Genomic DNA, 514 nt, shown 5'->3' with positions numbered 1-514 from the left:
CGGAGGCGGGTAAATCCCAAGGCACCGGGGAGATAATGGACAGATCGCCATTAATCTGAACATCGCTTAAAACGCTCATGTGCTCGACCCGATCCTTAATGGTGAAGGGTGCAGCCAGTGGGTTACTGCCAAGATCAACCAGGCTCAACGGATCAGCAAAGGTAACGGTGCCTGCCTCTCTATCGACGGTATATTGATCGCTGGCCAGCAAAGCCCCGCTGCTATCTTCCACTACTATTTCTGCCTGATGGTCACGTACCAGGTTAATCACCTGTCCTGCGATTGGTGTACCTGCATCGGTGGTTGCCGTATGACTGATAACCACAATGTCCCCAGCTCGATAGATAGGCACTTTGCCATCGGGAGGTAGACGCACCGGGTCAAGGCCGATCAGTTCAGCATCGAGCGGCAGGCTGGTTTCCACCACGCAGTTGTAACGGACACTTTGCGGGATCACGTAAATCGGATCAGTTCCGTCAGTAAACTCAATCTCGCACCAGCCAGTATTCACGTC

Annotated in this window: 1 pseudogene; it reads right to left on the bottom strand. The window is 53.3% G+C overall.

The annotated features are described in order from the left end of the window. Positions 1–514: pseudogene (locus tag J7439_RS26170) on the bottom strand (hypothetical protein); the annotation flags it as partial.

It is taken from the genome of Salinisphaera sp. G21_0, assembly GCF_017744115.1.
Lineage (GTDB): Bacteria > Pseudomonadota > Gammaproteobacteria > Pseudomonadales > Endozoicomonadaceae > Endozoicomonas.
Note: the sequence above shows the minus strand (reverse complement) of the source record. Positions and strands in the feature narration are given on the sequence as shown.